Annotated in this window: 18 protein-coding genes; 15 read left to right on the top strand and 3 right to left on the bottom strand. The window is 37.2% G+C overall.

Annotated elements, in window-relative coordinates; genetic code table 11:
* Position 1 precedes the first annotated feature (1 nt).
* Entirely contained in the window at positions 2–844 is an 843-nt protein-coding gene (locus tag ACQ5H4_RS21025; RefSeq protein ID WP_430776933.1) for an aldo/keto reductase, read from the top strand.
* A 42-nt stretch (positions 845–886) separates the two neighbouring features.
* Here the strand turns inward: ACQ5H4_RS21025 and ACQ5H4_RS21020 are convergent, their stop codons facing one another.
* Complete coding sequence (locus tag ACQ5H4_RS21020) at positions 887–1,555, bottom strand: B3/B4 domain-containing protein (RefSeq protein ID WP_430776916.1); 669 nt, start codon at positions 1,553–1,555, stop codon at positions 887–889.
* Positions 1,556–1,643: 88 nt separating this feature from the next.
* On the opposite strand from ACQ5H4_RS21020, the gene queG reads away from it, so the two are divergent.
* The 12 genes from queG (at position 1,644) to ACQ5H4_RS20960 (ending at position 17,690) form a co-directional block, all read left to right on the top strand.
* Positions 1,644–2,774 carry a tRNA epoxyqueuosine(34) reductase QueG gene (gene queG, locus ACQ5H4_RS21015; protein ID WP_430776915.1) on the top strand — a complete coding sequence of 377 codons (1,131 nt, stop codon included), beginning with the start codon at positions 1,644–1,646 and terminating at the stop codon, positions 2,772–2,774.
* Positions 2,775–2,841: 67 nt separating this feature from the next.
* Entirely contained in the window at positions 2,842–3,711 is an 870-nt protein-coding gene (locus tag ACQ5H4_RS21010; RefSeq protein ID WP_430776914.1) for an amidase domain-containing protein, read from the top strand.
* Positions 3,712–3,776: 65 nt separating this feature from the next.
* Entirely contained in the window at positions 3,777–4,253 is a 477-nt protein-coding gene (gene trmL, locus ACQ5H4_RS21005; protein ID WP_430776913.1) for a tRNA (uridine(34)/cytosine(34)/5-carboxymethylaminomethyluridine(34)-2'-O)-methyltransferase TrmL, read from the top strand.
* A gap of 47 nt (positions 4,254–4,300) precedes the next feature.
* Complete coding sequence (nfsA, locus tag ACQ5H4_RS21000) at positions 4,301–5,044, top strand: oxygen-insensitive NADPH nitroreductase (protein ID WP_430776912.1); 744 nt, start codon at positions 4,301–4,303, stop codon at positions 5,042–5,044.
* Between the two features lie 345 nt (positions 5,045–5,389).
* Entirely contained in the window at positions 5,390–7,285 is a 1,896-nt protein-coding gene (locus tag ACQ5H4_RS20995; RefSeq protein ID WP_119707055.1) for a PrkA family serine protein kinase, read from the top strand.
* Positions 7,286–7,304: 19 nt separating this feature from the next.
* Entirely contained in the window at positions 7,305–7,607 is a 303-nt protein-coding gene (locus ACQ5H4_RS20990) for a hypothetical protein (RefSeq protein ID WP_430776911.1), read from the top strand.
* 772 nt (positions 7,608–8,379) lie between these two features.
* Complete coding sequence (gene yhbH / locus ACQ5H4_RS20985) at positions 8,380–9,549, top strand: sporulation protein YhbH (protein WP_430776910.1); 1,170 nt, start codon at positions 8,380–8,382, stop codon at positions 9,547–9,549.
* A 139-nt stretch (positions 9,550–9,688) separates the two neighbouring features.
* Positions 9,689–11,629 carry a beta-glucoside-specific PTS transporter subunit IIABC gene (locus tag ACQ5H4_RS20980; RefSeq protein ID WP_430776932.1) on the top strand — a complete coding sequence of 647 codons (1,941 nt, stop codon included), beginning with the start codon at positions 9,689–9,691 and terminating at the stop codon, positions 11,627–11,629.
* A gap of 30 nt (positions 11,630–11,659) precedes the next feature.
* Entirely contained in the window at positions 11,660–13,078 is a 1,419-nt protein-coding gene (gene bglH / locus ACQ5H4_RS20975; protein ID WP_430776909.1) for an aryl-phospho-beta-d-glucosidase, read from the top strand.
* A gap of 162 nt (positions 13,079–13,240) precedes the next feature.
* Positions 13,241–15,817 carry a diguanylate cyclase gene (locus ACQ5H4_RS20970; RefSeq protein ID WP_430776908.1) on the top strand — a complete coding sequence of 859 codons (2,577 nt, stop codon included), beginning with the start codon at positions 13,241–13,243 and terminating at the stop codon, positions 15,815–15,817.
* Positions 15,818–15,922: 105 nt separating this feature from the next.
* Positions 15,923–16,588 (top strand): NAD(P)H-binding protein, encoded by a 666-nt coding sequence (locus tag ACQ5H4_RS20965; protein WP_430776907.1) that lies wholly within the window; start codon positions 15,923–15,925, stop codon positions 16,586–16,588.
* Positions 16,589–16,604: 16 nt separating this feature from the next.
* Positions 16,605–17,690 (top strand): metallophosphoesterase, encoded by a 1,086-nt coding sequence (locus ACQ5H4_RS20960; RefSeq protein WP_430776906.1) that lies wholly within the window; start codon positions 16,605–16,607, stop codon positions 17,688–17,690.
* A gap of 29 nt (positions 17,691–17,719) precedes the next feature.
* Here the strand turns inward: ACQ5H4_RS20960 and ACQ5H4_RS20955 are convergent, their stop codons facing one another.
* Both ACQ5H4_RS20955 and ACQ5H4_RS20950 read right to left on the bottom strand, forming a co-directional pair.
* Positions 17,720–18,466 carry a sirohydrochlorin chelatase gene (locus ACQ5H4_RS20955; protein WP_430776905.1) on the bottom strand — a complete coding sequence of 249 codons (747 nt, stop codon included), beginning with the start codon at positions 18,464–18,466 and terminating at the stop codon, positions 17,720–17,722.
* Between the two features lie 77 nt (positions 18,467–18,543).
* Positions 18,544–19,353 carry a uroporphyrinogen-III synthase gene (locus ACQ5H4_RS20950; RefSeq protein ID WP_430776904.1) on the bottom strand — a complete coding sequence of 270 codons (810 nt, stop codon included), beginning with the start codon at positions 19,351–19,353 and terminating at the stop codon, positions 18,544–18,546.
* Positions 19,354–19,524: 171 nt separating this feature from the next.
* Here ACQ5H4_RS20950 and ACQ5H4_RS20945 point away from each other — a divergent pair, with 171 nt between their 5' ends.
* Together ACQ5H4_RS20945 and ACQ5H4_RS20940 are read left to right on the top strand one after the other, a co-directional pair.
* Positions 19,525–20,142, top strand: a complete 618-nt coding sequence (locus ACQ5H4_RS20945; RefSeq protein WP_430776903.1) for an NUDIX hydrolase — start codon at positions 19,525–19,527, stop codon at positions 20,140–20,142.
* Between the two features lie 58 nt (positions 20,143–20,200).
* A complete protein-coding gene (locus ACQ5H4_RS20940; RefSeq protein WP_430776902.1) occupies positions 20,201–21,844 on the top strand; it encodes a response regulator transcription factor in 1,644 nt (547 codons plus the stop codon).
* The last annotated feature ends 152 nt before the right edge of the window (positions 21,845–21,996 follow it).

Below are 21,996 nucleotides of genomic sequence, written 5' to 3'. Positions count from 1 at the left end.
GATTAATAAACATTTACAAAAAACGACTACTTTAAATAATGGGGTAAACATGCCTTGGTTTGGACTTGGTGTGTTTAAAGTAGAAGAGGGGCCAGAGTTGGTTCATGCAATAAAAACAGCTATAAGTCATGGCTATAGAAGTATTGATACAGCTTCAATTTATGGAAACGAAGCTGGTGTTGGAGAGGGTATCCGAGAAGGAATGAAAGAAGCAGGGATCTCTAGAAAGGATTTATTTATTACCTCAAAAGTATGGAATGCGGATTTAGGCTATGAATCTACTATTAGGGCGTATGAAGAAAGTTTAGAGAAACTAGGTTTAGAGTATTTGGATTTATACTTGATTCATTGGCCTGTAGAAGGAAAATATAAAGAGGCTTGGAGGGCACTTGAAACAATTTATAATGAAGGTAAAGTTAAAGCAATTGGAGTAAGTAATTTTCAAATTCATCATCTAAAAGAGTTAATGAAAGAAGCTAACATTATACCTGTAATTAACCAAGTCGAATACCACCCTCGATTAACGCAAGTGGAGCTAAAAGAATTTTGCCAAAAGCATCATATTCAACTTGAGGCATGGTCTCCTTTAATGCAAGGAGAGTTGCTAGACCACCCTGTTCTACAGGAAATGGCAGAAACGTATGATAAGACTGTTGCACAAGTCATCTTAAAGTGGGATCTTCAAAACGGTGTGGTGACGATTCCAAAATCAACAAAAGCACAGCGAATCATTGAAAATGCTTCACTATTTGATTTTGTTCTCTCTGAAGAAGATATGAAGCGGATCAATGAATTAAATCAAAATATAAGAGTTGGTCCAGACCCTGATAATTTTGATTTTTAAAATGACAACTCCCCTGCAAATCACAGGGGAGTTAAATTACTTTTACTCACCAATCACTCGACAAGCTCCAACTCCACCATGAATTTGTGTAAACATATTCATAACGGATTGTGTCAAAAGTTGTCCTTCATCAACTGTTATAGACGGACGTAAATAAATCAGGTGTAGTGCATCTCTAGTTGATTCTGTGACAGCAGATCTCATAGAATCAACATAAGGACTGCCAAACCCGCCTTTTTCATCGGAGGAAATGATTAGCTGATGAAGGGAATTGCTACGCCCATTAAGACCCTCATATACTTCATCTTCCTTTCCGATCCTGATCATTATGTCGCCAGCAAGCTGACTTGTGTCATAGATACCTAAAGGAATCTCATACTTCAATGAGAGAAAGTTATTTAAATCTGTGGCACTGTTAATACTTTGTATGTAATTTTGTTTTTTGACACGTCTGTATAAAGCTTCAGCGGAATGTCGATAGCGATTAGGGTCCTTACCGGTTTTCTTAAAAATTGACCTCCACTCACTAATTCCATTAAGGTCAGATAGTTGCTTCTCTTCTAAGTCGAAGAATAATGATTCTTGGAAAAGCTGCAGTCTACCTTTAAGCATCTGTGGGGAGGTTCCAACCTCAATGTCCCTATATGTTATGACGCCCATTTTAAAACCTGGGACCAGTGATAGAAGCTCAGGAGAAATTGTTATTTCCAAACTTTCCACCTCCAAAAAGTGTTTAAAATAGTTTATCATAGAATGCAGTGATTTCGTATTTGTAAGTATGGAACGAGGTGAATGACGTTTGAATTACCAGCAATTAAAAATAGATATCATTGAATATAGTAAAACGATCGGAATTGATAAAATTGGATTTACATCTGCATCGACTTTCTCTGAGTTACGTAACCGTCTAGTAAGGCAACAAGAGTTAGAGTATCAGTCGGGTTTTGAAGAGCCAGATATCAATAAAAGAGTCGAGCCATCGTTACTGTTACCAGAGGCAGCTTCCATTATTTCCATCGCACTTGCCTATCCATCTAAAATGAAGACGAGAGTGGAAAGCAAAAAAGGAGAGAGAAGAGGCATCTTCTGTCGAGCTTCTTGGGGAACAGATTATCATACCGTTCTTCGTGATCGGTTAAAAAAACTCGAGGACTACATCCATTCGAGAGTTCCAGAAGCCCTTGTAAAATCAATGGTGGATACAGGAGAGCTTGCTGATAGAGCCGTAGCAGAACGTGCAGGAATTGGCTGGAGTGGGAAGAACTGTGCTATTATTACTCCAGAGTTTGGCTCCTACGTATACTTAGGGGAAATGATTACGAATCTCCCGTTTGAACCAGATCAGCCGATTGAAAATGGGTGTGGAGACTGTAATAAATGTGTAGATGCTTGTCCAACAGGAGCACTTGTTCAAGGCGGACAACTAAATTCACACAAATGTATTGCCTTTTTAACACAAACAAAAGGATTTCTTCCAGACGAATTTCGAGGAAAGATTGGAAATCGATTGTACGGTTGTGACACATGTCAGACGGTCTGTCCTGAAAATAAAGGAAAGGATTTTCACTTTCATGAAGAAATGGAACCTGATCCAGAAATTGCAAAACCCCTTTTACGTCCTTTACTTTTCATGAGTAATCGGGAGTTTAAAGAAAAGTTTGGACATGTATCGGGCTCTTGGCGTGGGAAAAAGCCAATTCAGAGAAATGCGATTATCGCACTTGCTCATTACAAGGATGAGACAGCTGTTGAGGATTTAATTCAAGTCATGAAAAAGGATTCAAGACCAGTGTTAAGAGGAACAGCTGCTTGGGCTATAGGGAAAATTGGTGGGGCAGAGGCACTGGATGCCTTAAATAATGCAAAGCAAAAAGAAGAAGACCAAGAGGTTCTTGACGAAATAAATAAAGGATTATCATTCATTCAGTGAGAGTACTTCGTTACTCTCATTTTTTTTTCAACTCCTTCATATGTTGTACTTGAAGGGAGTGAAAAAGGTGAGAAAACAACTTCAAGTGTTACTCGAGAAAAGGGTCAAGCAATGTGTAGCAAAAACACGAGATATGAACGAGGAATGCACGAAAATTAAGATGAAGAAACAAGGGCTAGCAGAGAGAGAAGGAGAAATTGTTAAAGCCAAAGCTAGCGGCAAAATACAGAACATAGAGCATGTAGCAGACAACGCTCACGTTTATTACCAGGTTCACTTTCAGTATTTGATTAACCATAAAGGAACTTTATATATAGAGGAAGAAATTGAGGAAAGAAAAGCTGAATTTAATAAAGGAACATTGGTTGATGATGAGGAAATACTTCCAGACTTTACAGTAGAAAAAGCAGAAGCAAGCATTAATGAGGCATTTGATGAACGAGTGAGCTTTGAATACGATCGGTTAAGTGCAGTGAAATATGCGGAAACATGGTGGAACAATTATAATCCACGCTTTAGTAAGTTTACGAACGACTGTACGAATTATATATCTCAATGTCTTAGAGCTGGAGGAGCACCGATGACGGGATATCCGAACCGTTCCAAGGGCTGGTGGATGCAGAACAGTAGTTGGACGTATAGCTGGACAGTTGCTCACTCTTTCCGGTGGTATCTGCCCAATGCAAGGATAGGCTTGCGGGCAGTTGAAGTGAATCGACCAGAAGAATTGAAGCTAGGTGATATTATTTGCTATGACTTCGAGGGGGATGGGAGGTTTAATCATACGACCATTGTAACAGCGAAGGATGCAGACGGAATGCCGCTCGTAAACGCACATACTACGAATAGTAGAAAAAGATATTGGGCGTATAAAGATTCAACTGCCTATACACCAAATATCAAATATATCTTTTTGCAAATTATTGACGATGTATGAGCTTTGGCTACTAGTAAAGAGTAGTGGTATAATATCCTCTGACAGTTAACTATAGAGGTGACACCATGCCAAACCATATCGTACTATTTCAACCACAAATCCCTTCTAATACGGGGAACATCGCACGTACATGTGCTGCAACAGATACAACACTACATTTGATTCGACCGCTTGGTTTCTCAACAGATGACAAACAATTAAAGCGTGCAGGATTAGATTATTGGGATGCGGTAACCATCCACTACTATGACTCATTAGATGAATTTTATGAAAAGAATGCAGGCGGGGAATTTTTTTACTTAACGAAATTTGGAAAGATAAACTATACGTCCTTTGATTATAGCGATTCAGAAAAAGAATATTATTTCATCTTTGGGCGAGAAACAACGGGATTACCACAAGAGGTCAGAGAGAAAAATCTTGATCGGTCGTTAAGAATTCCAATGAATGATGAGCATGTACGTTCATTAAATTTATCAAACACGGCAGCTATTTTAGTGTATGAGGCATTAAGGCAGCAAAACTATCTACACCTAACATAAAGGGACCGTTCTATTATAGAACGGCCTTTTTAAAAGGAGGAAAACAAGTGAATACAGTCATTGAAACGATTTTAAATCATCGGTCAATAAGGAGCTTTGAGGACAAGCCATTAACTCGTGAACAGATTGAGATTATCGTTGAAAGTGCTCAAGCAGCATCTACTTCAAGTTACATACAGGCGTACAGCATCATAGGTGTAACTGATCGTGAGAAAAAGAAAAAGTTAGCAGAACTTGCAGGAAATCAAACCTATGTGGAGGAAAATGGGCACTTTTTTGTTTTTTGTGCGGACTTATACCGTCATGAATACATTGGGAAAATGGAAGGAAGAGATGTGATTTCTTCCATTGAAAGCACAGAAAAGTTTATGGTAGCTCTGATTGATGCTTCACTAGCTGCTCAAAATGCAAGTTTAGCAGCAGAATCTTTAGGTCTTGGAATTTGTTATATTGGTGGCATAAGAAACAACCTGGAGGAAGTTGGAGAATTATTGAATATACCTGAGCGGGTGATTCCGTTATTTGGTTTAGCAATCGGTTATCCTAAAAAAGTAACAGATAAGAAGCCACGATTGCCACTTTCACATGTGTATCATGAAGAGCAATATAATATCGATAATTATGAAGAGGAACTCAAAAGCTATAATAACGTAATTTCTAGCTACTATAAGGAAAGAACGGGTGGAAAGCGTACTGACACGTGGACTGAACAAATGGCCAATTTGCTAGAGAAGCAATCAAGAATGTATATGAAGAATTATGTAGAAGGACAAAAATTTAATAAACAATAAGAAAAAAGCTGCCAAAGAAATAGGCAGCTCTTTTTCTTACTTATTCACACCTGGCTTATCATCGTATCCTGCAGTAAAAATTGCAGCTAGAAATGCAACCATAACACCTAAAATAAGAAGCAATCCCATGTATGTAGCCTCCTCTGTAAAAGATTACGTTTACATATAGGCTTATTATAGCCTATTTCAAACATAGTGTGAATAATTGAAGAAATATTTTTTAGCCAAGTTCCGAAAGAGTTTCTAAAAAAGGACAACATTACTCTTCCTCATTAGGCATGTTCGTTTGTACGGGTGCATAGATTATATTAATCGTCTCTGATCATTCAAACAGGGGAGGTCCATATGGATATCTTAAAAAAGATCGAAATGTTTAGACAAGAAGAGGAAAAGTTAAAGTGGGAAGGTACATTTGCAGAGTATTTAGAAATTGTGAAGGAAAGTCCATGGGTAGCACAGTCGGCACATTCTCGCGTTTATAATATGATCAAAGATGCTGGAATTGAAAAAGACGGGACGAGTAAAAAATATGAATTTTTCAGTAACCAGTTATTTGGTTTAGAGGAGTCGTTAGAGAGATTAGTCGAGGAGTATTTTCACCCGTCTGCCAAACGTTTAGATGTTAGAAAGAGAATTCTTTTGCTTATGGGACCAGTTAGTGGAGGGAAATCAACTTTAGTTACAATGCTAAAGCGTGGATTAGAGGCATATTCGCATTCAGAACGAGGCGCTGTTTTTGCGATAAAAGGCTGTCCGATGCACGAAGATCCATTACATCTTATTCCACACCATTTACGAAAAGATTTTTACGATGAATACGGTATTCGAATTGAAGGGAATTTGTCTCCATTAAATACGATGAGAGTCGAACAGGAGTATGGCGGTAGAATTGAGGATGTAATTGTTGAGCGTATTTTCTTCTCAGAAGATAAGCGTGTGGGGATTGGAACATTCAGTCCGTCCGATCCAAAATCACAGGATATTGCTGATTTAACAGGCAGTATTGACTTTTCAACTATTGCTGAATACGGATCAGAATCCGATCCGAGAGCTTATCGATTCGATGGAGAATTAAATAAAGCCAATCGAGGAATGATGGAGTTCCAGGAGATGTTAAAATGTGATGAGAAGTTCTTATGGCACCTACTTTCTCTTACACAAGAAGGAAATTTCAAAGCTGGTCGCTTCGCACTCATTTCAGCAGATGAGTTAATTGTGGCTCATACGAATGAAACGGAGTATCGCTCGTTTATTTCAAATAAGAAAAACGAAGCATTACACTCGCGTATTATTGTTATGCCTGTACCTTATAACTTAAAAGTAAGTCAGGAAGAGAAAATTTACGCGAAAATGATTGGTGAAAGTGATGTGTCACATGTTCATATTGCCCCACATACTTTACGAGTTGCTGCGATGTTCACCATCCTAACTCGATTAAAGGAACCGAAAAAAGGTGACATTGATTTAGTGAAGAAAATGCGTCTTTACGATGGTGAGAATGTTGAAGGCTTCTCAAGCGCTGATGTGGATGAATTGAAGAAGGAATATGCGGATGAAGGAATGAGTGGAATTGACCCTCGTTACGTGATCAATCGTATTTCTTCTACAATTATTAGAAAAGAAATGTCGTCTATTAATGCACTGGATGTTCTTCGTTCTTTAAAAGAGGGCTTAGATCAACATGCATCTATTACTCCAGAGTTAAAAGAGAAGTATTTAAATTATATTTCGCTTGCTCGAAAGGAATACGACGACATTGCGAAAAAAGAAGTCCAAAAAGCATTTGTATACTCGTATGAAGAGTCAGCAAAAACGCTTATGGACAATTACTTGGATAATGTAGAGGCATACTGTAATAAGGCGAAGCTGCGCGATATACTAACTGGTGAAGAAATCAATCCAGATGAGAAACTTATGCGTTCCATTGAAGAGCAAATTGGTATTTCCGAAAATGCGAAAAAAGCATTCCGAGAAGAAATTTTAATTCGTATTTCTGCCTATGCAAGAAAGGGCAAGCGATTTGACTACAATTCTCACGATCGTCTACGTGAAGCGATTCAGAAGAAGCTGTTTGCAGACTTAAAGGATGTTGTAAAAATTACAACCTCCACAAAGACACCAGATGAGCAACAGTTGAAAAAGGTTAATGAAGTAGTAGCAAGATTAATTGACGAGCACGGCTATAATTCTACCTCTGCAAACGAACTACTTCGTTACGTTGGTAGCTTGTTAAACCGTTAATAAAAGGAGGGCTGGCTATGTGCCAGTCCTTTTATGTTTACTGCTTGTCCATCTCGGGTATAGATTACCAGAGGTGATAGTCATGAAAACAAATCAAAAAGCTAAAAACGATGTTGCTCAAAACAGTTCCATGGCTGAGGATATGAAAGAAATGAAGAATCTTGGAAAAGAAGTAGAACAAATGAAAACGAATGAAGAGCTAAAAAAAGATAATAAAGTTCAGGATCGACTGCAGGAAACAAATTCAGACCAAGCGAACGAAACAAAAGAAAAAATCGAACAAGTAAAAAGTAAGCATCGTTTATTAGATGCAAAATTTTAAAGCATACAGCCTGTTCTAAAGGGTTCCATTTTGAAGTACAGAGATGACAGTTGTATTGGTAAAAAAAACATAAAACTCGCCATAATGGCGAGTTTCTTTATTAGGAATACAAAAACCAACCTCACTTACTTGTGACTCGGTTCACCGTAATGCTTGGATCTTTGAGAAAATACTTACTCCCCATTTATCGAGTAATCAGCGCAAGTAAATGTAAGGGGAGATTTTCCGCTTATGCAAAGCAAAAAGTCCTTTTTTAAAAATTTTCAAGTCAATAGGCGGAATATCTCCGGTTATTTATGCTTTTTTTAAAAAAAATTACTAATTAAACGGAATACCTCCGTATATTTATAAGCTCAGGTGCTTAACTCCAGAAGACCATGCGTCAATTAATAGAATCCTTCAAGAACTATTGAGCTAGTTAAAAGACTAGCTCTTTTTTCACATTTAAAGACAAACATATTTTCTTTCTCGAAATAATATTAATATTAGTAAGTTTTATTATTTTGGAGTCAGGAGAGGTATTCATATAATTAGTCAGATCTTCTTACAGTGAATTTTTAGGGTGATGAGAGCCCCTCTAATGTACTTGAATAGCAATAAATAGGCTTGTCCGTCACTATGGGCAAATGTCTCATTGTCAAAATTATTTGTAAATTATTGCGTCCTCCTGCATATGATAGAGTAATCAACATTTCCCACTCAAATTTACACTCGGGATATTGTATGAGCGTTTTGTGAAAATGGTGACAAAAAAATTAGGAGGGTTAAAACTATGGCAGATGTAAATAACCATCAATTTGTGATTTCGCAAGAAGACTGGTCCCTCCACCGAAAAGGCTATGACGACCAACAGAGGCATCAGGAGAAGGTTCAGGAAGCAATCCGTAACAATTTACCAGACCTAGTAACAGAGGAAAATATTGTTATGTCGAATGGTCGAGAAGTGGTGAAAATCCCGATCCGCTCACTGGATGAATACAAAATTCGTTATAATTATGATAAAAACAAACATGTAGGCCAGGGAGATGGAGAAAGCCAAGTTGGTGATGTCGTAGCTAGAGATGGATCCGCAAATCAAAAGGGACCTGGAAAAGGGCAAGGTGCAGGAGATCAGGCGGGAGAAGACTATTTTGAAGCAGAAGTGTCTTTAATGGACATTGAGGAAGCACTGTTTAAGGAGTTGGAACTGCCTAATCTAAAAAAGAAGGAAAAGTCCGAAAATGTTGTAGAGGATATTGAGTTTAATGATATCCGAAAAACAGGATTAATGGGTAACATTGATAAGAAAAGAACGATGATGACCGCTTATAAGCGAAATGCAATGACAGGTAAGGCCAGCTTTCATCCTATTTATAGAGAAGATTTGAAATTTAAAACCTGGAATGAGATTATTAAGCCTGATTCCAAGGCAGTTGTGTTAGCAATGATGGATACAAGTGGTTCAATGGGCCTTTGGGAAAAGTATATGGCTCGGAGCTTTTTCTTCTGGATGACAAGATTTTTACGAACAAAGTACGAAACAGTAGAGATCGAGTTTATTGCACATCATACTGAAGCCAAGGTAGTTTCTGAAGAGGACTTCTTTTCTAAAGGAGAAAGTGGAGGAACGATTTGTTCATCAGCTTACCGAAAATCATTAGAGCTAATTGAAACAAAATACGATCCTGCGAAATTTAATATCTATCCATTCCATTTCTCAGATGGAGATAACTTAACCTCTGATAATGCACGTTGTGTGAAGTTGGTAGAGGAATTAATGAAAGTGTCCAATATGTTTGGATACGGAGAAGTAAATCAATATAACCGCCACTCGACCCTAATGTCCGCGTATAAAAACATCAAACATGAAGACTTCAGATACTATATCCTCAAACAGAAATCCGATGTGTTCCATGCGATGAAAAGCTTCTTCAAGAAAGAAGAAAATAAACAATTTGCTTAAAACCAGCCGTGTGGCTGGTTTTTTATTTAGTGCGAATAAATGCAAAATATGGGTACTCGTATAAGCTATTTCCATTTGAACAAAATATCAAAGGAGGTTGTGCATTTTTTTTTATTTTGGATAGAAAGAAGGGATCCTTATTAGGTACGAGCAATTGGCCAAAGACATTATTGAAAATGTTGGCGGGAAAGAAAACGTTAATAGTGTGGTGCATTGTATTACAAGATTGCGCTTTAAGCTAAAAGACGAGGGAAAAGCAAATACCGATGCGTTAAAGAATATGGAAGGCGTCATTACCGTGATGAAAAGCGGTGGGCAGTATCAAGTGGTCATTGGAAACCATGTGCCTGATGTATATAAAACGGTTGTTGAGGTAGGCGGATTTCAAAATCAATCCCCTGTAGAAGAAGATGGGGGAGGAGAAAAGGGAGGGGTATTTGCTCGCTTCATTGATATAATCGCAAGCATCTTCACACCAATTCTCGGAGTGTTAGCTGCGACCGGGATGATTAAAGGGTTTAATGCTCTTTTTGTAACTTTCGGAGGGATTGACGCTACTTCTGGAACCTATCAAATATTAAATGCGATTGGAGATTCGTTATTTTATTACTTCCCAATCTTTCTAGGCTACACCGCTATTAAGAAGTTTGGTGGTAGCACATTTATTGGGATGGCGATTGGTGCTTCGTTAGTTTATCCGACCTTAACTACCCTCACAGGGGGAGATCCATTATTTACATTATTTTCAGGATCCATGTTCCAATCACCGGTTTTTATAACCTTCATGGGTGTTCCTGTTATATTAATGAGTTACGCATCCTCTGTTATTCCAATTATATTAGCGGCATGGTTTGGAGCAAAGGTCGAGAAAGGGTTAAGAAAGGTTATTCCAGATGTAGTAAAAGCATTCTTAGTTCCATTCTTTACCTTACTAATTGTTGTTCCAATCACATTTATCGTAATTGGACCAGTGGCTACTTGGGCAGGAAATATATTAGGACAAGCTACTTTATTTATCTACAATTTAAGTCCAATTCTTGCTGGTATTTTTGTAGGTGGCTTATGGCAAGTATTTGTTATTTTTGGACTTCACTGGGGACTTGTGCCTATTGCCATTAACAATCTGACTACACTCGGTTCAGATCCGGTACTAGCAACTACCTTTGCCGCTTCCTTTGCCCAAATTGGAGCAGTCTTAGGTGTATGGATGAAAACGAAACAGCAAAAGTTAAAATCTTTGAGTATTCCAGCCTTTATATCAGGTATATTCGGCGTAACGGAACCAGCTATATATGGAATCACCTTACCCCTGAAGAAACCTTTCATTTTTAGCTGTATTGCAGCCGCTGTTGGTGGAGGAATCATTGGAGTAACTGGTGTTAAGCTTTATATGATCGGTGGTTTGGGCATCTTTGGGATTCCATCTCACATTAATCCTGAGGGTGGAGCCGCCATTACTATTTGGGGATTAATTTTATCTATAGTTGTTGCCTTTGTGCTGGGCTTTATTTCAACTTATTTATTTGGTTTAGGAAAAGGACAAAATTCAGCAGTTGAAAATAATACATCTAGTCAGAAAAATGATAGTCAAACCAGTGCTTCACAAACCGTAGCAGTTCAAAGTAAACAAGTGACTATTTTCAGTCCACTTACTGGAGAAGTATTGCCTCTTTCTAGCATAAAAGATCAAGCCTTTGCCTCTGGTGCACTTGGAGATGGCGTGGCTATTGAACCGTCAGAAGGAAAGTTATTTGCCCCGGTTTCTGGAAGAGTAACAGCGTTATTCCCTACCAATCATGCTATTGGTTTTACAACAGATGAAGGAGTAGAGTTATTAATTCATATTGGTATGGATACCGTTGAACTTGGAGGGAAATATTTTACTTCTCATGTATCAATGGACTCACTCGTGGAAAAAGGACAACTTCTTATTGAGTTTGATATACAAAAAATTAAAGCAGAGGGACTAAGTGTGACTACGCCTGTAGTTGTAACGAACCATGCTCAATTCACGTTAGAAAAAACCAATCAAACACAAATTAAGTCAGGGGATCAATTAATAGACCTAAACCGTGAGTGATAAGACAATTAATTATTTGAGGTGGATATATTGAATGTAAAGAAAATTAAGTTTCCAGATGGATTTTTATGGGGTGGCGCTGTAGCTGCTAACCAACTAGAAGGGGCCTACCAAGCTGATGGGAAAGGGCTATCAACAGCTGATGTATCTCCAAAAGGAATCATGTTTCCACCTGATTTTTCAATGAAGGAATTTAATCTTTACCATGAGGGAATAGACTTTTATCACAAGTATAAGGAAGATATCGCTTTATTTGCAGAAATGGGCTTTAAAGCGTTCCGTTTTTCTATTGCATGGACCAGAATCTTTCCGAATGGGGACGAAACAGAGCCAAATGAAAAAGGGCTTCAATTTTACGATCAAATGATCGACGAATTGTTAAAGTATAATATTGAGCCCGTAATAACGATATCCCACTATGAGATGCCACTGGGGCTTGTAAAAAATTATGGTGGGTGGAAAAACAGAAAATTGATAGGCTTCTATGAGAAATTTGCACGGACCTTATTTAATCGTTTTAAGGGTAGAGTAAGGTATTATATGACTTTTAATGAGATCAATGTTCTATTTCATGCCCCTTTCACAGGTGGGGGATTATTATTTGAAAATGGTGAGAGGAATGAGCAGGAGCTTTATCAAGCTGCACATCATCAATTTGTGGCAAGTGCATTAGCTGTAAAAATTGGTCACGAAATTGATCCAACTGCTCAAATTGGCTGTATGATTGCTTCTATGCTTACGTACCCATATAGTCCAAAGCCGGAGGATATGTTTGCTGCTTTATCTCAGGATAGAAAAACATTGGTTTTCTCTGACGTACAATCAAGAGGCTATTACCCTACCTATATGATGAATGATCTAGAGGAAAAGGGGATTACTATTCAAATGGAGATGGAACAAGGTGACCTTAAACTTCTCCAAGAGAATACGGTAGATTATATTGGTTTCAGCTATTACATGTCTTTCGTAGCAAGTACTGCTCCTGAACATCAAAATGAGAAAACAGCAGGTAATTTAATGGCAGGCGTAAAAAATCCATATTTACAATCTTCCGAGTGGGGATGGCAAATTGATCCTGTAGGACTTCGAACCGTTTGTAACCAATTATATGATCGCTATCAAAAGCCTTTGTTTATTGTTGAGAATGGCCTTGGCGCTGTAGATAAGCTTGAAGAGGATGGGACAGTTAATGATGATTATCGAATTGACTATCTGAAGGCACATATTCAAGAAATGAAAAAAGCAATTGGTGATGGCGTCGAAATTATGGGCTATACCTCTTGGGGACCAATTGATTTAGTTAGTGCATCAACGGCAGAACTGAAAAAACGTTACGGATTTATTTATGTCGACCGAGACAGTGAAGGAAAAGGCTCAAACAAACGATATAAAAAGAAAAGCTTTAATTGGTATAAAAAAGTCATTGCTAGCAATGGAGAAGACTTATAGACAAAATAGGAAAGGAAAGCTCGTTAGCAGGAGCTTTCCTTTTAACGTTATTTCACTAAACAGCATTATTTAATTCGTTTAATTCGACAAAAAACATCAAAAACCAACATGTTCATCCGATATAAATAGTAAGTCTTGTTTGACTTTTAGGAGGAACAGCTTATGCCTTATCACTTAATTCTCGATGGAGTAATGGTAGTAGCGTATTTTTTTATTGCAGCCCAATTAAGTAAAAACATTCTTACACTAATTTCTCCAATGCCTCATAAAATAATTGCTGGTGGGTTGGCAGGTGCATTTTCTCTACTCCTATGGATGTTTGTACCTGGACCGCAGGAAGTGGACTTATCTTTCTATCATCTACCTATTCTTATCATTGGATTATTCGGTGGAGGAGCAGCATTAATCGGTGCGATGACCATTGTTCTTGGGGGATTGTCTGTAAAATTAGGATGGGCAATTATTGATGAACCCTCAGTATATTTTTTAATAGGAATGTGGTTCTTACTTTCTATTCTTAATAGAAAGATTGATAATATTTGGAACAGATGGATGTATTCCATTACATTAGTAACCATTCTAAGCTACTACTCCGATTATTATAGATATGTAAATCAGGATTCAACACCCTTTTGGGCTTTTGCCATGTTAAGTGCATTAACAGGTACTTTTACCATATACTTAATCTTACATGTGCATCGATCAAGAGTTGCATATACTGAGCTTGAAAGGAAGAATCAAAAACTTTCAGAACAGCATGATGAAATCCTTCTTAAACAGAGTGAACTTTCACAAACCAAACAAAAATTTCAAACCGTAGTAGAAAGTGTTAGAGAGGTGATTTTTCAAACGAATCGGGAGGGAAAGATTGTTTTTCTCAATGCTGCCTGGGAGGAGTTAACCTTATTTAAGGTGGAGGATAGTTTAAACAAACATTATCTTTATTATGTTGTTCCCGAGGAAAGAACAAGGAACATTAATAAAATTAGTAAGTTGATAGATGAAAAACAAGCTCGGACACGTTTGGAAATTAAATTTTACACTAAAAAGCATGACGTGCTTTGGATGGAGCTGAATATTTCATTTTCTTATGACAATGAGGGGAACTTATTAGGCACATTTGGAACAATGACAGATATAACAGAACGCCATAAATCAGATCAAATACTGAGCAAAACTCTAAAGGAATTAGAAAATATTAAATTTGCTATGGATGAATCTGTTGTTGTAATGGTTACCGATCCGACGGGTGTAATCTTAAAGGTTAATGATTTATTTTGTAGCATTTCAGGTTATACAAAGGAAGAGCTTATAGGAAAACCACAGCAGCTTCTAAACTCTGGTTATCATCCACAGAGTTTTTATAAAACGATGTGGGAAACGTTGAACAGAAAAGAAGTTTGGCGTGGAGAGTTACGCAATAAATCAAAAAATGGAAGTTATTATTGGGTTGATTCTGTAATTGTTCCTCTATTGAGTGAGGAAGGAGAAGTCCACCAATTTGTCACGATACAAAGTAATATAACGAAGCGTAAGTTGGCGGAACAGAAACTGGTTGAGGCCAATGACTTGTTGCTAAAGCTATCTTCTGTTGATGGATTGACAGGGATAAATAATCGTCGTTCATTTGATGAGCGCCTTGCTTTTGAGTGGGATAAAGGATGTATGGCCCAAACATCATCTCCGTTGTCTGCCATTTTATTAGATGTTGACCACTTTAAGCTTTTTAATGATCATTACGGTCATCAACAAGGGGATGACTGCTTGAAAAAGGTGGCCAGGTTAATGGTTCGTGAATTGCCACGGACAACGGACTTTGGTGCAAGATATGGCGGAGAGGAATTTGTTATATTACTTCCCGATACTGGATTATTAGAGGCAACCACTATTGCTGAAGAGATTAGAAAAGGAATTCTCTCTTTACAAATCAAGCATGAAAAATCTAAGGTGTCTCCAATGATTACCGCTAGTCTGGGTGTTGCGTCCATCATACCTTCAGAAGACTCCTCGGCAAAACAACTGTTAGAGTATGCGGATAAAGCACTTTATATTGCCAAGAGAAATGGTAGGAACCGAGTAGAGTCTTATAAAGATGAAGAAACACGCACGGTTGACGTTAGTGAAAGAATAATGGAATCGGTCATAGTAAAAGACCCAGTCCAGGAATATATCAATTTATTGCATTCAAAGGATACTCACACTTGGGAGCATTCTAATCGTGTGGCTCATTATGCAATTTTACTTGCTAAAGAGCTAGGTGTTAGTGAGAAGGAACGGGAAAAACTCTATTTAACAGCTTTGCTCCATGATATCGGGAAATTGGATATTCCGCAGAGTATTCTAAGGAAGGCTAGTCGATTAACAGAAGAGGAATATACTATTATTAAACAGCATCCCATCTTAGGTGTAGAAAAATTGCAAAGACATGGAGATTTCCCATTTAAAAAGGAAATATTAGAGGGAGTCCTTTATCATCATGAGAGATGGAATGGTTCTGGTTATCCCCATAGATTAAAAGAAAAGGAAATTCCATTGAACGCTCGTTTATTAGGAATCGTTGACTCTTTCTCAGCTATGACAGAAGAACGAGTGTATAAAAAAGGGATTCCAACTGAAAGAGCACTATTTGAAATTCACAGCCAAATGAATTCACTGTATGACCCAGAGCTTGTTCAAGCGTTTTTAAGAGCAATGAAAACAAGTATCCCGGAACAACAAGTAAGGAAAATATCCAGTTAAATCAAAGCCCTCGTAACATTACGAGGGCTTTTCTACAGCTTAAAAGTTGATAATTGTTTTCTTTTCCTACGATAATAGAGAGGTACGATAGAAAGGAGTGTTATCATGGAAGCGAAAAAAGCTTTAATAGTTGGTGCTACAGGACTTGTTGGGAATGAACTTTTACATATATTGCTTGAGGCAAAGGAATATGAAACAGTGACTGCTATTGTAAGAAGACCTCTTTCCATAAAACATCCAAAACTTAATGAAGTAATAATTGATTTTGATCATCTTGAACAATATTCCGAACAGATGGTAGCGGATGATGTTTTTTGTTGTTTAGGAACAACCATTAAAAAAGCAAAAACAAAAGAAGTGATGAAAAAGATAGATGCTGATTATCCTCTTGCCCTTGCTAAATTAACACAGAGACTGGGTGCCAAACATTTTCTTTTAATCAGTAGCATGAATGCCAATCCTTCTTCGAAAATATGGTATTCACAAATGAAAGGGAAATTAGAGGAAGAGCTGTCAACCGTACCATTCCAAACAATCTCAATTGTTCGCCCATCACTATTGCTGGGGAATAGACGCGAGTTTCGCCTAGGAGAGAAAATCGCTGCAACGATTTTCCAAGCAGTATCATTTGTGTTTGTAGGTCCTTTATTAAAGGTAAAAGCAATAGAAGCAAGACAAGTAGCACAATCGATGTATTCAATTGCACAAAATAATCGGCAGGGTGTAAACATCTATCCTTCTGATATTCTTCAAAGAGAGATAACTACATGAGAAAGGATTTATACATATGCTTTTAATGATTGGTGCCATTGTTTTAGCTGTTCTTGTATATAGTGCCATTTGTTTTTATATTGGATATAATGGCTGGGTTTGGTTAAAAGCAAGAAATCTATTTCAATGGAAGAAAATCTATATTGTCATTGTAATTTGTTTATCATTGTCCGTTTTTGCGGGGCAGTTGTTACCTATCTATTTATTTAAGATTGTAAGTGGATTATGGTTAGCTGTTGTTGGATACAGTTTAATTATTCTTCCGCTCACCAATCTTCTTGTCTATTTTTTGGGGAAAAGGTCAATATTATGGGCTGGTAATTTAGTTGGACTATTTTATTTATTTGTATTAATATATGGCTCCTATCTTGCATGGAACCCGATTATACATACTTTTGATATCAAGGTTGATAAAACAGTTGGGGAACGAAAAGAATTAAAGTTGTTAATGGCCTCAGATATCCATGCGGGTGTTCTTGTTGGAAAGGACCATTTAGAAAAGCTAGTGTCAATTGCAGAAAAGGAAAATCCCGATATCATATTAATTCCTGGTGATCTAATCGATGATTATATTGAACCATATTTAAAACAAAATATGGGCGAAGTAATGGAAAAGCTGGATGCACCCCTAGGAGTATACGCTGTCCTTGGAAATCATGATTATTACGGTGAGGACACAAAAGAAATACTGACTGAAATGGATAAGGTTGGTATAACAGTATTAATGGATGAATGGGTGCAAGTGGAAAACCTATATATAATTGGTAGAAAGGATCCTACTGACGAAAGTAGACAACAGTTAAAGGAATACCTAATCGGGCTTGATAAAAGTAAGCCTCTCATCATGCTTGATCATCAACCCATTGACTTTTCGGAAGCTAGTAAACAAGGAATTGATGTTATGCTGTCAGGACATACACATAAAGGGCAACTCTTCCCTGCAAGTATTGTGACAAATCTTCTTTACGAAAATGATTATGGGTATGAAAAAATGGAACAATTACATACCTTTGTCTCATCTGGATTTGGTATATGGGGTCCTCCACTCAGACTAGGGAGTCAATCAGAAGTGTTTGTAATTAATCTTACTTTTACAAGGTAAAATGAAAAGGATAGCTAATTGCTATCCTTTTATTGTTTAATAGTCGGTTTCTTTGGGGTTCGTGCTCGACTTTGAATCATGGTATGAAGAAGTTCATGGTATCCAGTTGGATTACATAATAGAATTTGGTTACCAAATTCTTTAGGAAAAGCTTCATGCAGTTGTCTCTCAATTTTGTCCGTGAATCCACCTTTTGATAGAAAGTGTGGGACAATATAAACCTTTTGATATTCCTTTAATAAAGTCATCTCAAGCTTCTTCAAATAATGCGGGTCTCTACTTAAATATCCCCATTCAACAGGGTTCTCTAATTCTTCTCTAACTACCTTTGTTAATTGTGAAAGTTCTTGAGCAGTTTCTTCATGACCACTTCCATGGGCAACGAGTAAAACAATTTCATCCTGTGTTTGTTGATAGCCTTTTTCTTGAAGCTTATCCATGATTGCTGGTAGAAACAAACGATCGCTGCCTAGAACATTTGCATACATAATGGGTATTGTAGGGAATTGTGCTTGAGAATCAGCAATTTCGGTTGGTATATCTATTAACGCATGATTACCAGATAATAATAATACAGGCACGATAGTCACGGTCGTGGCTCCCTTTTGTATACAAGATTCTATCGCTTCCCCAATAGAGGGTGTAGCAAGTTCAAAAAAACCATATGCTTGTATAGGAGCAATATTTTCTTTCATCGTTTCTGTTATAAATGAAATAAATTGTTCATTCCAATTCTTTGAGCGGCTACCATGACTTATATAAACGACGGCTTCCATTTTTTACTCCACACCCCTAAGTTGATAATTATTTCGAAGTATATCAGTTGCTGGGATAGTGAGCAAGCAACTGTATGTTACTTAGAATAATAGTCTGCTAAGCAAATAATGGCACTTCCCATTCGTTCTGTTTCTGGGAAAATGACACGGTTAACACCATGTTCTTTAAGTGCTTGAGCGGTGACCTTTCCAACAGCTAGAGCCACAACTTTATTTTCAAACCCATTAAGCAGTGTCGTAGTCTGTCCCTTTTTTTCCGCATGAGCAAATAAGAACCGTACTTGTGGGGTGCTCGTAAAGCTTACTGCATCAATGCTCCCTTCAATAATTTCTGATAGTAATAAATCAATGACTTCTTCACTTGGCGGTGTATGAATATATGGGAGAATTTCATGGTATGTGGCTTCGTTATCCTCAAGAAATTTTATAAGAAGTGGAGCAGGGTCACCATGCAGTTGAAGTGCTACTCTTGTCCCTTTAACAAATTTCTCACTTGTAGAAAGGGAACGTACCAGTCCAGCTGTACTTCCATCGTCATCTCTCACAATGGGAGTAATACCGAGCGTTTTTAAAACATTTACCGTCTTATATCCTCTAGCAGCAATTTTACTTTCTTTGAGCTTGGAAATAAATTCATTCTTTTTTTGCATCTTCTCAGCTGTTTCTAAAAGAATGGTAAGCCCAATCCCTGTAGTGAAAATAAGCCAATCATAGCTTCCACCAAGTAATTTCGAGATGTCACCCTCTATATTTGAATCATCCAATCTAGTTGTACCTTGTGAGGGCCGAAGAACGGGGATTCCCCCTTGATTGATAATAATCTTACTGATTTCATCCGTTTTTCTCGTACCTGCAATAACCACTCGCTTGTTCTCTAGTTTTTTCATGTATATCCCTTCTTTCTGTTAGAATAGTTAGAATCATTTTAGCATCAATAACGAAAGTAATCCTCCTTAAAACAAAGTTTTTTGTAGATATTTGCAATAAGCTGGCTTATTTCTTGTTCCAAAAAAGTTCGTTATAATATAGAAATGATTTTGACTTGGAGGTGAAGGGTGATGGACCTTGAAAAAATTATATTAAAGTTGTCGGAAAGAAGTACTTTTGTGTTAGGAAGTGAGAACTTCTCCACCTATTCCGTTTTGCTTCCTCTTGTATATATAAATAATGAAATACATCTTGTATTTGAGGTCCGAGCTTTTTCATTAAGGAGACAACCGGGTGAGGTTTGTTTTCCTGGGGGGAAAAAGGATGAAACAGATAAGGACCATACGGAAACTGCGATGAGGGAGACATATGAGGAATTAGGCTTAAAGGAAGGAAGTATATCTCAGGTTGTACCACTAGATTTCATCGTATCTCCGTACGGCAATATTATTTATCCATTTGTTGGAGTCATAGATACAATAAATGACCTGCATGTAAATCATAAAGAGGTAGACCATATCTTCACTGTACCACTTGCATTTTTTAAACAGACGCAACCTGATATTCATTATGTAAATGCTCGGTTAGAACCAGAACCAGGTTTTCCTTATGATTCCATTGTTGGTGGGAAAGACTATAATTGGCAAATGAAAAGAATGGAAGAGTGTTTTTACTATTTTGAAGATAAGGTGATATGGGGGTTGACTGCAAGGATCGTTAGACATTTTATTCAGGTAATTGAAGAATAATGGCACCCCACCAGTAGTCACATCATAAATAAAAAACATCTCAGGAGGTGACGAAGGATTGAAAACAAGAGAGTTATTATCACATGTACAAGAAGCATATGTCTCTCTGACGAAGATGGGTTTGGTTATGGTAAGTGCGAAAGGAGAGTATCTGACATCCGTATCCGGGATTGATCCGGTTACAGAATTCCTGTTTATCAATGAGGATATTGCTTTTCGCCAACAAATTAATCAAGTTGTCACTTCTTCCACTATTACTAAACCTATCACCTACTTACTCCTTCATAATGGGGAGGCAACGGGTCTAAAAATAGCGATTGTACCAGTTAAAGTAGACGGAACGATTAATGGTTATATATTAACCTCAGTATTTGTAGAAGGGAATATTAGTAAGGAACATCTTGTATCTATTTTTAACGATAGAAAATGGGAAGAAGCAGTAAAGGTAATAAAAGTTCTTACTATAGATGAAACAGATGTATTACTAGATACATTACAAAAGATGGCTACCGTTTGTTGTGCTTTTTTTGTAAAAGAACTCGAAACACAACGCTTTCATTCACTGCAACAATTACTTTTACATATGAATCGAGAAAATCTTCAAATTGCAAGTCTGTTTGAGGAGCTTTATGAAAATATAGACGATGTTGATTTGCTTTGTTATGTTACACAAAATCGGAACGAGCAATGGTTACTGGAACATTCAAAAGGTAAGAATGAAGAGCGGCTCGGTAATCTAAAGCTAGATATGATAACAGATTTATTGCAAAGTGCTCTAGACAAAGGTGACTACCAAAGTATTGAAAATATACAGTTCGATCCTCGACTTTCTTTTCTATATGCTTATGAAATTAAGCCTAAGTCTGTTTATTTTTTTCCTGTTAAAAATGAACTTGATTCACAAGGAGCCATTATTTTAATTAGTGAACAGAAAGACAAAATTTCTCGTAAAAATCTTCAAACAATAGATGTTATAAGAGGGATGTTTGCTGTTTATCAGGCGAAACGTCAATTAAAGATAGTAGGTTTTCACCATTTAACAAAGCTCTCTAGAGTCATTGATATGAGTAAGTTAATGAGTGATTTGAAGAGTGTCAGAGAGTTGCTGTTCTTAATCTTAGATATGACAGATCATTTAGTAAAAGATTCATTTGCAATTGTAGTACTGAGGGACGAGACGTATGAAAGTCTTAATGGTGATCAGTTACCAAAGAATCAACTAGAAGTATATAAAAAAGATGTATCAGAAAGTTTGTTTCAGGGACAGGGAGAAACACATAACCGCATAAGAAATTTCTCATTTGGTTTAATGATTGAATGTCCCATTCTTGTTAATCAGCAAGTAGAAGCGGTTTTATGTGTGAAAGTGGAGAATGTTACAAATGAGTTAGAGGTCTATTTAGAGATACTTTCCAATTTATTGAGCATTGGAATGGCTAAATTTCATGAACCAAATAAGGAACAAACTGAAAATGGCCAATCATTGAATGTTCCAGAATCCATTAAGAACCTGCTAACTAATAGAGAAAATGAAATCCTACAATGGATGTTAAAAGGTTATAACAATCAAGAAATCGCTGATGCACTTTTTATTAGTGCACACACCGTGAAAAATCACATTTCAAATATATTCCAAAAATTAAACATCACGGATCGAAGACAATTGTTTTCAACCATTTATCAGCTTCAGTTTTATACCTAAGCTCCCGGTTGGGAGTTTTTCTTAATTATAAGAAGAGGAGACTATGAAAGAAAATTCTTTATAGCATTTGTTTCCTATCTGTACAGAATGGAGTTGTTTTATTTATAGGAATTTTAGGAGAGTTGCTCTAGGAGATGAGTTGCGTTTGGAAG

This window comes from Bacillus coreaensis (genome assembly GCF_050586445.1).
GTDB classification, from domain to species: Bacteria; Bacillota; Bacilli; order Bacillales; family Cytobacillaceae; genus Robertmurraya_A; species Robertmurraya_A coreaensis.
Note: the sequence above shows the minus strand (reverse complement) of the source record. Positions and strands in the feature narration are given on the sequence as shown.